Consider the following 13,510-nt stretch of genomic DNA (forward strand, 5'->3'; position numbering starts at 1 on the left):
CCGTTCGACCGACACTGGCCGTCCAGCCGGGATGTCGTCGATCACCGAGCGGCGGAACACGTAGCAGCCGGCGTTGATCAGATTGGTCGGCGGCTCGAGGGTCTTCTCCAGGAACTCCGTCACCCGGCCGTGCTCGTCGGTCGGCACGACGCCGAACGCGCGCGGGTCCTCGACCTCGGTGAGGTGCAGGGTGACCGCGGCGCCGCTGTCGGTGTGCCGGGCGATGAGCGCCTGGATGTCGAGCCCGGACAGGATGTCACCGTTGAAGATGACCACCGGGTCGTCCGGGCCGCAGCGCAGGAAGCCGGCGACGTTGCGGATCGCGCCCCCGGTGCCCAGCGGCTCGGTCTCGGTCACATATGCCAACTCGAGGCCGAGGGCCGACCCGTCGCCGAAGTACTCCTCGAAGACCTCGGCCTTGTACGACGTGGCGAGCACGACACGGTCGATCCCGGCGTCGCGCGCGCGGGCAAGCATGTGCGCGGTGACGGGCACCCCGGCGACCGGAAGCATCGGCTTGGGGGCAGACATCGTCAACGGCCGAAGCCGGGTGCCCTTGCCCCCCACCAGCATCACTGCGTCCATGGCCGCCAGTTTTCCAGACTCCGAGCAGGGAGATGAGGCCACCCGTCCAAGTGGACCCGATCGCCCTGAAAACGAAACCCCACAGCCGTACGCGGTTTACCACCCACAGTGCGAACCCGCGCTCCGGAACATCATCACCTGAAGACTCTCCCTGACCACGCTCGGACCACCAGACGGAGATCACCTGAACCCGGGCCCGCCCTGGAGAAGACCCGGTCAAGAGGAACTGACCAATCCATCAAGAAACCACGAAGGGCCCTCCACGCCACCCCACGGAGCGGGGCCCGACCCGGGTGTCAGCGCGGGCGGGTACCGGTAGCCAGCATTTCGGCGGACCGGGTGGCCCGGGCGCCGGCGCTGTCCTTGGCGAACGCCAGCGCGAGCGCGAGCCGAGCGCCCAGCCCCAGCGTGACCAGCACCCGCAGCGGCAGGTACGCCGGCCCTGAGTACTGGCGGCACAGGTAGCGCACCATGCTGCGGTGGTGGGCGACGACCATCCGGCGCGACGTGCGCGTCGTGGAGTGCCCGCCCAGGTGCTCGACGACCGCGCTGGGCACGTAGACGCTGCTCCAGTCGGCGAGCCCGAGCCGGCGGCCGAGGTCGACGTCCTCCATGAACATGAAGTACGACTCGTCGAAACCGGCGACCGCCTCGAACGCCTCCCGGCGCAGCAGCTGGACCGAGCCGGACAGCCAGCCGGTGGTCATCTCCTTCGGCGCGCCGCGTTCCCGCCGGTAGGAGGCCGTCCACGGGTTCGTCGGCCAGAACCAGCCGAACAGCGCGTGCCCGGCGCCGCGGCCGAGCGAGGGCAGGTCACGGGCGGAGGGATAGAGCGCGCCGTCCGGGTTGACGATGCCCGGGCCGAACGCGCCACCGCGCGGCCAGCGGGCGGCGGCGTCGACCAGCTCGTCCAACGAGCCTGGGATGAACGAGATGTCCGCGTTGGCGACGACGATCCAGTCCCCGCGGGCGCCGGCCGCGCCACGGTTGGCGGCGGCGCCGTAGCCGAGGTTGCAACCCGGCCGGACCAGCCGCGCCTCGGGCCGCCGGGCGGCCGCGGCGGTGGCCTCGTCCAGCTCGGGCGAGTTGTCGACGATGACGACCTCGTAGCTACGCGCCGTCGCCTTGGCCAACGTGTCCAGGAAGGCGCCAATGACCTCACCGGACCGGTAGGTCACGACGACGACCCGGATCTCCGGCTCAGCACTCACCAACAGGCCCTCTTTTCTGGTTCGCTCCGTGCGGGCACGGCGCTACGGCCCCTTACTCGCTTCGCTCCCAAGGGACCTCCGCGCCGTGTCCTCCTCCGCTCACGTGCGCTCCGGCGACCTCCGCTGCGGCCCAACCCACGTCGCTTCGCTCGTGGGCCGAGCCTCCGCGGAGGCACGCCTCCGCGCCAGCCCGGTTGCTCGCCGCTGTACATCACCAATCCACAAGCAGCCCGGTCCGGAGCCGACCCACCGGGGGCCAGGTCACGCCCTCCGGCCGCCACGATGGGGTCCCGGGTCCGCCCGGCTCTTAGGCGTCCGCGGCGGCGCGGGCGTAGCTGGCCAGGTGCGCGTCGGCGCAGGCCGCCCAGGTGAACTCGCGAGCGCGGGCGAGGCCGGCGGCGGCGAGCTGGGCGCGCCGGTCGGCGTCGTCGAGCAGCGCGCCGAGCTCACGGGCGATCGAGTCGACGTCGGGCTGGGTGTACGCGACCGCGTCGCCGCCGACCTCCGGCAGCGAGAGCCGGGGGGTGGTGAGCACCGGGGCGCCACAGGCCATCGCCTCCAGCACCGGCAGGCCGAACCCCTCGCCGTGCGAGGGGTAGGCGACCAGTTCCGAGCCGCCCAGGTACCCGGGCAGGTCGGAGAAGCGCAGGTAGCCGGGCCGCAGCACGCGCAGGTGGCTCGGCACGGCGGCGATGGCGGCGTCCACCTCGTCGTCCCAGCCGGAGCCGCCCGCGAGCACCAGGGCCGGCGGCTCGTCGCGCCAGTGCACCGCCTCGGCCCAGGCGCGGATGAGGTTCGGCACGTTCTTGCGCGGTTCGAGCATGCCCAGGAAGGCGACGTAGCGGCGGTCGCCGAGGCCGAGGCGCATGCGCACCCGGCGCTTGTCCTCGTCCGTCGGCGGATGGAAGGTCGCCGTGTCGACGCCGTGATAGGCGACGTCGGTCGTGGTCGGCTCGCCGTCGAGGACGCGGACCAGCTCGTCGCGGGTGGCCTTGGACGGCACGATGATCCGGTCGGCCTTGCGGACCGCGGTGCGCATGGCCGAGCGGAAGAACGTCCCCTTGACGGCGGTGTGCATCTCCGGCTCGGTGAAGAACGTGACGTCGTGGATCGTCACGCACACCGGCCGCTGCGCGCGCAGCGGCATCGTGTAGTGCGGCGAGTGGATCACGTCCGCGGCGACCTGCTCGGCTACCAGGGGGAGGCCGGTCTGTTCCCAGGCGAGCCGGGCCGGCCGGTGCGCGATGGCGGCGGGCCCGGACAGAACGGTGGCGTCTGGTGCCATCCGGCTGTATCTTTCTTCGTCCGACCGTTGGCACACCAGCGCCAGATCGGCGCCGGCCGCGCCAAGAGCCGCTACCAGCCCATCGACATAGCGCCCGACACCGCCACGGTCCGCTGGAACCGAGGTGGCGTCGACGAGCACCCGGGGTCCCACGGCGCTCCCTCCACCGAGACGTGCTGCCAGTCTCTCGTCTGTCCGAATCGGGTCAGATTTCTGGGGAGCGCGCAGCACCTTGTCACGCCCCGTCAGCCCACTTCTACCGCCGTCCGCTCCGCCCGCGCCGAGGGATGTCCCTCGAATGTTCGGACGGTGCATGCGACCGGGGCAACACTACGCCCGCCCGTCAGCGGCGACGGACATGGCCGGGGGAACCGCTGACTCGACGGTAGAGGGCCCAGCACGCCCGCGCTGCCTCAATCCAGTTAAAGTGCCGAGCCCGCTCGCGGCCGAAGTCCGACAGCCGCGCGCGCAGCGCGGAATCACCAGCGATCCGGATCACCGCGGTGGCGAGCGCCCGTGGGTCGTCGACCGGCACGACGACCCCCGCCGGGCCCGCGACCTCGACGAGCGCGGGCACGTCCGAGATGACGACCGGCACCCCGTGTGCCATCGCCTCCACGACGGGCAGGCCGAAGCCCTCGGACCGCGACGGCATGACCAGCGCGGTGGCGCGTGACAGCACCACCGCGAGGTCGGCGTCGTCGATCCGGCCGAGCGAGCGGAACCGCCCTACCGGCACTCCGAGCTTCTTCGCCTCCATGTCCGCGTCCAGCCCGCCCCAGCCCGACTGTCCGACATGCAACAGCGGCAGCCGGGCCGCGGGGCCGGTGAGCATCCCCAGGGCCGCAAGCGCCACTTCCAGGCCCTTGCGCGGCTCCAGGGTGGCCAACGTCAGCAGGTAGCCACCGGCCGGCAGGCCCAGGCGGCGCGCCCGCCCGTCGGCATCCGGGCCGAGGCGCAGAACCGCGTCGGCGGGGCCCTCGCCGATGACGTGCATCCGGCCGTCGGGCACCCGCAGGAAGGGGCGCAGATCCGCGGCGACGGCGAGGGTGGGAACGACGATCGCGTCGGCGGTATGGGCGGCGCGCTCGCCCATCTCCTGGTGCCAGCGGGCGCCGTGCGGCGTGAGTGTGCGGGGGTGGGTCCAGGGGACGGCGTCGTGGATCGTGACCACGAGCGCCGTGCCCTTCCGCCTCGGCGGTAGCAGCAGCGTCGGGGCGTGCACGACGTCGACACCGGTCGGCGCCGGACCGACGCCTCGCGCCCAGGCCGCCGCCAGCGCTCTGCGCCCCAGCGGGAGCCGCAACGGGCCGAGTACGCCGGGGATCGCCGCGTCGGCCGCCGGCGCCGCCTGCGCACCTGGGATCCGGCCGCCGGTAAGCCGGCCGAGGGCGGCGCCACCGAGGCGCGCGGGGAAGCCCGTCGGCCGGTGCTCGGGGCGCAGCGCGCACCAGCTGGTGACGCCGTCACCCGGGACGGCGGTGCGTGCCAGCGCGGCGGCGAGCTCGGCCGTGTAGCGGCCGGTGCCGCCCGGCACCGGCGCGAGCATCTGTTCGACCAGGAAACCCACCCGCACGGGTCCGGCCCCCTCTCAGTGCTTCTGGGACGGGGGCCTCCGGAGGTGCGAAGGAGGAGCATTTTCGCACCTCCTTTGGCCCTCCAGTGCTTCTGGGGACGGGGGCCTCCGGAGGTGCGAAGGAGGAGCATTTTCGCACCTCCTTTGGCCCTCCAGTGCTTCTGGGACGGGGGCCTCCGGAGGTGCGAAGGAGGAGCATTTTCGCACCTCCTTTGGCCCTCTAGTGCTTCTGGGACGGGGGCCTCCGGAGGTGCGAAGGAGGAGCATTTTCGCACCTCCTTTGGCCCTCTAGCGACGCCCGGAGCGGCCTGGGCGGCCGGTTCCCCCCGGCCGCCCAGGCCCGCCGGCGCGTCCGGAAGACCTGCCGGAACCGCCAGCGCCGCCTGGACGGCCGGGACCAGCCGGGCGGCGCGCGGCCGTCGGGCGGCGGCCGTCACCGCGCTGGCCGGGGCCGGCGGGCCCGCCCGTGCCCTCGGACCGACGGGAGCCGTTGACGGCGGCGCCGACCATCACCGCGCAGGCGAGCGCGCCCGCGACATAGCCCCAGACGCGGTGGTCGAACAACGCGAACAGGGCTCCCATGCCAAAGATCACCAGGCCGAACAGCCCGACGGTGAGCAGGACGGCCAATGCCCGCTGCGCCTTCACCGGCGGCCGGCCGCCGCGGCGCCCAGGGCACCGCCGCCAGAAACGACACCGTCAGAAACGACACCGTCAGGGACGGTGCCAGCCGAGATCGCGCCGACGGAGGCGCGGCCGGCCCGGCGGAGTCCCGTCACCGGGCGTCCCGCCATGCGGCCCTCAGCCACGGCGGCGGGCGTGCGTGAGCACCACGCTGCCGCCGTCGTCGGAGGTGCGCCGGTCGTCCCACGCGACCAGCGGGGACAGCGGAGCCGCGGCGTTCCAGCCGGCCCGGCCGCCCTTGCTCGACAGCGTCAGGTAGAACCGCTCGGCGCGCTCGGAGCGGAACATGTGCGTCTGGCTGACGACGTCCAGGCCGGCGGCGTCCAGCAGCTTGGACAGCACGTCCGCCGGATAGGTGTGCTTGACGTGGTAGCGCTCCCGGTGACGCGCGAGCATCGCCGGCCAGCGTTCGGCCCTGGTCAGCGCGTCAGCGGACATCACGAGATCGCCGCCGGGGCGCAGCACTCGCGCCATCTCGGCGAGCGCGGCCGCGCCGTCGTCGAAGTGCTCGATCGCGCAGACGGACATGACGACGTCGAAGGAGCCGTCGGCGAACGGCAGCGCGAGCGCGTCGCCCTCGATCAGCCCCGGGTGGCGGCGTAGCCGTCCGCCGAAGTCCAGCTTGTGCCGCGCGAGGTCCAGGCAGACTGCGCGTGCGCCGCGGCGGATGGCCTGGCCGGCCCAGTAGCCATCCCCGCCGGCGACGTCGAGCAGGGTGCGCCCGCGCAGGTCGCCGGCCCAGCGCAGGAGGGTGGAGACCTCCCGGCGGCGCATCACGTGCACCTGGTGCCCGAAGTACGCCAAGGCGTCGTCGCGCAGCGAACTCATGCCTCCAGTCTGCCCTTCGCCCCCACCGGCGCACGTGCCGGGTCATTCCGGCGAGTCGGCGACCAGCCCCGCCCCTGCCTGTGGTGGTGCTTGTCGCGAGGCCGCGCGGCAGCCCGCGGCGGATCTCATCTTCCGCGCCAGCCTGTCCCCGGGGTCTCCACAGACTGGCGGTCGGTCGCCGCGGCGCCGAACGTCCAGATGGGCTTCAGGTCCCTGAACAGCCAGTCGGTCGAGAAGGCGGCGCCGACCGGGCTCGGCGGGATGGGCAGCGGCTCGCCGGCGGGGTGGCGCGAGCCCGGCGTGGCGACCCACAGGAAGGTCGGGGCGAGCGGCAGCGCGGCGCGCGCGAGCCACGCCCGCGCGGCCACCGGCAGCTGGCCCACCACCGTGCCCGGCAGGGGCAGGCCGCGCAGCGGGCCCGGCAGCGGCGGTAGGCGTGGCACGTCGGCCTCGGCGTGGAACGCCTCGGGCGCGAGCAGGACCGGCACCGTGTAGTCCCAGGCCCGCAGCCCGGCGGCCGCGAGCATCCGGCGCAGGCCGGCGCGCGTGCGGTAGCGCTCGTAGTAGTGCTCGCCGCGGCCGGTGGCCCGCAGGTACCTGTCGGCCAGCGCAGGGGGCAGCCAGGACAGCAGCGGCAGCCGGTGGTGTGGCTCCATGACGCCGAGCCGGTTGCCGAGGCCGAGGTACGCGACGCCGTCCGGCGCGAGGACGCGGCGCACCTCGGCGGCGAGCGCGTCGGCGTCGGCGACGTGCTCGTAGATGTGGTTCGCGACGACCACGTCGACGGCGCCGTCCGCCAGCGGCAGGGAGAGCCCGTCGGCCTGGACGAACCGGGCACGCCTGGCGAACCGCGCCCTGGCGCGGCGCAGGCCGGCGATGTCGATGTCGACGCCGGTCACCTCGGCACCGGCGGCGGCGAGCTCGTCGCAGATGAAGCCGGCGGAGCATCCCACGTCGAGCACGCGCAGCCCGGCGAACGCCCGCGGCGCGGCCTGGTCGCGACCGAGGAAGTGGGCAAGCACCGCGATCAGCTTGCGGGCCTTGCGGCGGCGGGTGAACTCGTCGAGCGAACGGGGCTCGATCTCGGAGTAGCGCAGCTGGCGCCCGCGCGCCTCGGTGCGACGTGCCCTGGTTCGGCGGGATCTCGTCTGACGTATCGGCGCAGTGCGTGTCGTCGCTCTCACAGTGCGTGAGAGTACGGACAGCTCTCTAACGCTTACCTATTGTGCTCAATGGCCTCGCCTGGCCCAGGCTCACCTGGCCCAGGCTCATCCGGTTCGGCCTCCCCCAGGCCGGCATCCTCCAGCCCGGCCTCGACCCGGGCCTCGCTCTCCGGGAACGTCTCGTCCAGGACGGCGCCGGCAAGCACGTCGAGGTACCGCTCCCAGCCACCGGCGGTGTCCGGCGGGCGCACCTTGGCCGCCAGCGCCGCGAGCACCCCGGGCTCGTAGAGGCGGCGCAGCGCCGCGGCCAGCGCCGCCGGGTCCTCCGGCGGGACCAGCAGGCCGTCCACCCCGTCGGCGACGGCCGCGGGCAGGGTGCCGACCGATGTCGCGACGACCGGCAGGCCATGCAGGTGCGCGAGGTCGACGTTCTGCGACGCGGTACCGGCGCGATAGGGCAGCACCAGCGCATCCGCGGCGTCGAACAGCGCGGGCACGTCGGCCGCGTCGACGTAGCCGGGACGCAGCTCGACCCGGTCGGCGAGCCCGAGCTCGGCGATGAGCGCCCTGGTCTCCTCCGTCCCGCCCCAGAACTCGCCCGCGACCGTGAGCGCGACGTCCGGTGGCCCCCCCGTCGCGAGGGCCCGCAGCAGCACATCCAGCCCCTTGTAGGGACGCACCAGCCCGAAGAACAGCACCCGCCGCCGCGGCGCCCGGCCACCGGCGGCCAGCGCGGCACCCGCGGCCCCGGCCGCGGCTTCGCTCCCGGCGGCATCCGCGGCCCCGGCGGCGCCCGGGCGCACCCGGCGGGTTGGCGCGGCCCACAGGTGGGGAGCCATCGCGGCGACGTGCACGGGTGCCCTGGTCAGCGCCGCGGCCCGGGTCGCCTCGGCGTCGGTATGGACCAGGACGGCGTCGGTTCGGCGCAGCACGGCCCTGACCAGCGGCTCGTCGACCGGCCGGCGCTCGTGCGGAAGCACGTTGTGGCAGAGCGCGAGCACGAACGGCCCGGCCGGGCCGGCCGGCTTGCCCGGCGGGCGCCCGGCTGAGCTGACACGGGTACCGGCGCGGTCGCCGGCCCGCGGCCGGGAGCGGCCCAGGCCGGCGAGGATGCCCAGATAGGCGGGAGCCTGGATAGGGGTGACCACGACGACGATGACCACGTCGGCGGTGGCCCGCAGCCGGCGGCCGAGCCGCACCCAGCCATCCGGCCGGCGCCACGACAACGGGTAGCCCGTGGCCGGGAACGGCTCCATCTCGGGCACGTCGACGCGCTGCTGACCAGGGTAGAGCCGAGCTGGGTACTGCTCGCTCCACGACTCGATCCACACATTGTGTCCGCGCACGGCCAGCCGGTGGGCGAGCTCCGTGGTGTGCTGCGCGATCCCGCCCTTGTACGGGTGGGTCGGCCCGACGATCGCGACGCGCGGCCGGCCGCTGGCGGCCGCGCCGCCCTCGGTCCCGGTGGCCGTCGACGGCTCAGGAGCTGCCACGGGAGCGGGCGACCAGGTCGCCGATCAGCGCGAGGACCGCGATCTGGAAGCCGACCAGGATCGCCAGCATCGTCGACGTCGTGACGTGGAAGTTGTACCGGATGACGTCGTAGATCAGCTTCACGAAGCCAAGACCCATGATCCACAGCGCCACCGGCATGAGGACCTTGATCGGGTCGAAGTACATGACCATCCGCAGGACCTGCAGGATGTAACGCCGCGCGTCCCGGAACGGGTGGAACTTCGACTTCCCGGACCGCTTCGCGTAGTCGATCGGGATGTAGTCCACCGGGTGCTGGTTGGACAGGAATGCCATCGTGATGGTGGTGACGCAGGAGAACCCGGGCGGCAGCAGCCGCAGGTAGGGCAGCGACACCTCACGGCGGAACGCGCGCAGGCCCGAGTTCAGGTCGGGAATCCTCATCCCGGACAGCCGCTGCGCGACCATGCGGATGAACCACTTCGCCGGCACCCGGGCCCACTTGTGGGTGCCCTCCTCGGTGAGCCGGGCTCCGACGACCTGGTCGACGTCCTGGTGGTCGTCGAGGTACTTGATGAACTCGGGGATCCGCTCGTTCGGGTAGGTCATGTCGGCGTCGGTCCACACGACGATCTGGCCGCGGGCATCCCGCGTGCCGATCCGGCGGGCGGTGCCGGAGCCGCCATTACGCCGGAACGGCATCAGCCGCATCCTCGGGTATTGGGACGCCACCTCGTAGAGCACCGCGAGCGTGTTGTCGGTCGACTTGTCGTCGATCACCAGCAGCTCGTAGCTGTAGCGGCTGGCGTCCATCGCTCTCGTGATCCGCTCGAGCTCCATGACGACGTGGTCCTGCTCGTTGTAACAGGGCAGCACGATCGTCACGTACGGCGCGTCTCGCTGGACCGAGAACTGTTCGTCGTCGCCGGGCGCGGTGAGCATGGACGCGTCCGATGGGTGGGGCTGGCGGATGGCGCTGACACTCACGTCGGTCTGACTCCCGGTCGCGTGCGGAACTGAGCGGCCTCGGCCACCGGACGCGAGCGGGCACTGTGACGCCGCCGGCGGCTTCTGCGCCCCCCAGGGTGACACGGTGTGGCGCACGCCCAGACAGTGGGCAGGCCGTGGACACGCTATGCGACGGGCGCCGTGTGCCCGCCATCGGGCGCTTAGTGCCCTCCCACGTGGTTTTGGGCCAAGGCACTTGGCGGTGGTACGGCTGGATCCAGGTCACCGAGGTGGCCGAGTTGGCACAGCGCTGACGCACCGTCACCATGAGCGACCAGGCTGCGCTGGCGGCTCACCAGAACGACCACCCACTGCGCGGCGAGACACCCAAGGCCATGGGATGCGGCGGGCGCTGGGCGTCTACGCGCCTTCGGCCCCGGTGCGGGTGGCCATCGCGGCGGCGCCTAGTCTGGTTTGCCGTGGGTGCGTTCAGGAGCGATCTCCGCGAGTACGTCCAGCATGTCCGTGCCCTGCATACGGGCCGGGAGACGTCGGCGCTGGCGTTCGTCGCCGGGCTGCGCTACCCGCTGGCCTATGGCAAGCCGATCTGGACGGGCTCGCGCACGATCATCGAGGGCCACGAGCGTTTCGAGTTCAGCCCCGGCGGGGTGATGCGGGTCGGCCTGGGCTCGTTCGGCCTGTCCACCAAGCACGACTCGTCCGTTGTCCGGGTGCATCCGGAAGGACGGCTGCGCTGCGAGGGTGTCGTCTCGCTGCAGCGCGGCGTGCGGGTGGTCGTCGACTCCGGGCTGCTGCAGCTGGGCCACGGGGTGAACATCAACGGCTTCGCGAAGATCCTGGTCCGCGAGCGGGTGTCCATCGGCGAGCACTGCACGATCTCGTGGAACACCCAGATCATGGACAACGACTTCCACCCGATCATCATCGACGGCGTACAGCAGCCACAGAGCGCGCCGGTCGTGATCGAGGACCACGTCTGGATCGGCACCGGGGCGATCGTGCTGAAGGGCGTGACAATCGGCGAGGGCGCCGTCGTCGCCGCCGGAGCCGTGGTGACCCGGGACGTCCCGGCCAAGGCGATCGTCGCCGGCTCGCCCGCGAAGGTCATCGGCACCGCCGACACCTGGTCCTGAGGCCGTCCCGCGGCCGGACGCTCCGCGCCCCAGACCTGCCGGATCGGCGAAGCCGATCTGGGAGGTCGTGATCTGGAGGTCCGCGGGCGCTGGGCGCCCTCCCATGTGGTTCCGGACCCTGGCATATGGCGGTGGTAAGCCTTTGAGCCCGAGCTAACGAGGTGGCTGAGTTGGTACTGCGCTGATGCGCAGTCACTCGTCATGGCTGGGTTGCGTGCGTTGCTCGCCGGAACGAGATCGTGACCACCCAGTGGCTCGACGTCGAAGCTCATGGGATGTCTGAGAACGCCGCCACGCGCCCATCGGTTCAGGTTCACCATGAGCGGTGCCGGCCGGCGTCCGTGACGGCCAGATCCTGGTCGATATCCTGGTCGATCGGGGCGAATTGGGCCGATCAGGTATATCCGTTGCTGGCGGTGCGCTGGTGAGCCCCTACGATGACAGGCGTCCATCGCCCGGGGGGTCTTTCACTGTGCCCACTGTTGTGGAAGGCCGGCATCCGGCCGTCGCCGACGCCCGCCAGCTGCTGCCGCCTGAGGTGCGGTTCCGCCCGTGGCGGGTGCTGCGGTCCGTGCCGGCACCCGTCTGGCTGATCACGGCCGCGTTCGCCCTGCTGCTGGGCACCTGGTCGATGCTGGTGCCGCAGTACCACGCACCGGACGAGCCGCACCACGTCGATGCCGTGATGCGCCTGGCCGAGGGCAAGGGCTGGCCGCCCACCGGGCATGCCCTTGTCTCGCCCGAGACGGTCGGCTCGATCGCCGCCGCGCCCTACGGCACCCGGGACAAGCCACGCGAGCTCGCCGTCGGGCCGTTCACGGAGGCGGACGCCCCCGCGCGCACGGACCGGCCCGAGTGGGGCGAACTGGCCAGGCCCGGCCAGCCGGCACCCGACGTGCAGCAGATGCTGCAGCACCCGCCGCTCTACTACCTGGCCGGCGCGGCGCTGGTGAAGCTGCCGCCGGGTGCGCCGCAGGACCTGCGGTTCGACCTCGTCATCGGCCTGCTGCGGCTGATGAGTGTGCTGATGGTCGCGCCGCTGCCGCTGCTGGCCTGGGCGGCCGCGGACCGGCTCACCGAAAGCCGCGTCGCCGGCCGGATCGCCGCGCTGGTGCCGCTGGCGGTTCCGATGCTCACCCACATCGGGTCGAGCGTGAACAACGACGCCCTGCTGGTGCTCACCGGGGCGCTTACGACCCTGGCGCTGTGTTACGTGCTGCGCGGCGACACCTCGTTGCGCACAGCCTGCTGGCTGGGCGCGTTCATCGGCGTCACGATGCTGTCGAAGTCGCTGGGCGTCGTGTTCGTCCCGATGGCGATCGTGGCCTACGTGCTGGCCTGGCTGCGCGCCCGCAAGGCCCTGGCCCGGGCCGGTACCCAGGCACCCGATGCCGGCGCGGCCGGACTCGGCGCCGCCACGGGCGGCCGGCGCGAGGGCGGCGACTCCGCCCCGTTCCTGCTCGCCGAGGCGGCGGCCGGGCCGGCGGTACCGGCCGGCGCCGCCCGCTTCCCCTGGCGGCCGCTGCTGGTCGGGTCGGCCGCGGCGCTCGCCTTCGGCGCCTGGTGGTTCGTCGTCAACGTCGTCCGCTACCACTCCTTCCAGCCGTCGACGCCCGGGTTCACACCCGGCAGCAAGCTGTCCGGCTGGGGCGAGTACGCCGACGTGCTGGTCAACGGCACGATCCTGCGCTGGTGGGGCGACTTCGGCTGGTTCGAGGCGCACGTACCGGAGCTGGCGGCCCGGATCGGCACCGCGGTGATCGCGGTGCTCGTCGCCGTCGGGATCGCCCAGGCACGCGGGGCGACCCGGCGGGTCGATCTGCTGCTGATGGTGTGGCCGACGGCGGGCCTGTTCGCCCTGATGACGCTGCAGTCCGGGCTGCACTTCCACCGGACCTACCACGTCAGCGGCATCTCCGGCCGGTACCTGTTCGCCGGGATCGCGGCGCTGGCCGTCGCGGTCGGCGCGGGCGCCGCCTCGACCGGCCGGTTCTCCCGGTTCGCCCCGCCACTGGTGCTCGCCGCGGCGCTCGCGATGCAGGGCATTGCCGGCCAGCTGCTGTTCCGCCGCTGGTGGGAAGGCCCGGGTGGCGGGCCCCGCACCGGCTTCTCCAACCTGCTGGCCTGGTCGCCGTGGCCGGAGCTCGCGGTCGAGATCGTGATCGGTCTGTGCGCGCTGACGCTGCTGGCGATCATCGTCTGGTCGGTGGTCTTCGCGATCCGCCCGGTACCGCGCGACCCGGGCGAGCGCGACGACCACGCGGGCCGAGGCGGCGCGCCCGCGCCGGCGCTCGCGGCGACCGGCGGCGTGGACGGCGCGACGGGCGGCTACGACTGGTTCGCCGACGGCCCGGGCGGTCGCACCGGTGCGCACCCAACCACTCCCGCCGGCTCGGCCGGCCCTGCTGGCTCTGCTGGCTCTGGCGGCTCCACCGGCCCGTTCGGCCTCGGTCCCGAACCGTCGAACGAGGCGGAGCAGACGATGTCCATCCCCCGCCGTCCCGGCGCCCATCGCCACCGTCGCCCCTGATCCCCGGGCAGGGCCGCAAACAGGAACTACTTACGGCAACTGGATTGTGGCGCCACGGCGTCGCGGGTGGGAC

10 protein-coding genes and 1 pseudogene are annotated in these 13,510 nt (G+C 73.0%); 2 read left to right on the top strand and 9 right to left on the bottom strand.

Going from position 1 to position 13,510, the window contains the following annotated elements:
• From BCD48_RS34890 to BCD48_RS34935, 9 genes and pseudogenes are all read right to left on the bottom strand, one after another.
• A partial coding sequence (locus tag BCD48_RS34890; RefSeq protein ID WP_241842234.1) for a nucleotidyltransferase family protein occupies window positions 1–573 on the bottom strand: 573 nt, incomplete at its 3' end.
• Window positions 574–881: 308 nt separating this feature from the next.
• The gene (locus BCD48_RS34895) at window positions 882–1,796 is read right to left on the bottom strand and encodes a glycosyltransferase (protein WP_083419508.1); all 915 of its coding nucleotides are present in this window, start codon (window positions 1,794–1,796) and stop codon (window positions 882–884) included.
• Window positions 1,797–2,103: 307 nt separating this feature from the next.
• Entirely contained in the window at window positions 2,104–3,234 is a 1,131-nt protein-coding gene (locus BCD48_RS34900) for a glycosyltransferase family 4 protein (RefSeq protein ID WP_071052690.1), read from the bottom strand.
• 177 nt (window positions 3,235–3,411) lie between these two features.
• Window positions 3,412–4,657, bottom strand: a pseudogene (locus BCD48_RS34905) (glycosyltransferase family 4 protein).
• Window positions 4,658–4,945: 288 nt separating this feature from the next.
• Entirely contained in the window at window positions 4,946–5,305 is a 360-nt protein-coding gene (locus BCD48_RS34910; protein ID WP_083419660.1) for a hypothetical protein, read from the bottom strand.
• A 153-nt stretch (window positions 5,306–5,458) separates the two neighbouring features.
• Window positions 5,459–6,169, bottom strand: coding sequence for a class I SAM-dependent methyltransferase (locus BCD48_RS34920; RefSeq protein ID WP_071052693.1), 711 nt, complete (start codon window positions 6,167–6,169; stop codon window positions 5,459–5,461).
• A 125-nt stretch (window positions 6,170–6,294) separates the two neighbouring features.
• Entirely contained in the window at window positions 6,295–7,353 is a 1,059-nt protein-coding gene (locus BCD48_RS34925; RefSeq protein WP_083419661.1) for a class I SAM-dependent methyltransferase, read from the bottom strand.
• Between the two features lie 32 nt (window positions 7,354–7,385).
• Window positions 7,386–8,750, bottom strand: coding sequence for a glycosyltransferase (locus BCD48_RS34930; RefSeq protein WP_241842244.1), 1,365 nt, complete (start codon window positions 8,748–8,750; stop codon window positions 7,386–7,388).
• A gap of 61 nt (window positions 8,751–8,811) precedes the next feature.
• Complete coding sequence (locus BCD48_RS34935; protein ID WP_071052694.1) at window positions 8,812–9,747, bottom strand: glycosyltransferase family 2 protein; 936 nt, start codon at window positions 9,745–9,747, stop codon at window positions 8,812–8,814.
• A 485-nt stretch (window positions 9,748–10,232) separates the two neighbouring features.
• Between BCD48_RS34935 and BCD48_RS34940 the strand changes: the two genes are divergently transcribed.
• On the top strand, window positions 10,233–10,907 hold the full coding sequence (locus tag BCD48_RS34940; protein ID WP_071052695.1) for an acyltransferase: 675 nt from the start codon (window positions 10,233–10,235) through the stop codon (window positions 10,905–10,907).
• A gap of 472 nt (window positions 10,908–11,379) precedes the next feature.
• Window positions 11,380–13,437, top strand: coding sequence for an ArnT family glycosyltransferase (locus tag BCD48_RS34945; protein ID WP_083419663.1), 2,058 nt, complete (start codon window positions 11,380–11,382; stop codon window positions 13,435–13,437).
• The last annotated feature ends 73 nt before the right edge of the window (window positions 13,438–13,510 follow it).

This window comes from Pseudofrankia coriaricola (genome assembly GCF_001854805.1).
Classification (GTDB): Bacteria; Actinomycetota; Actinomycetes; order Frankiales; family Frankiaceae; genus Pseudofrankia.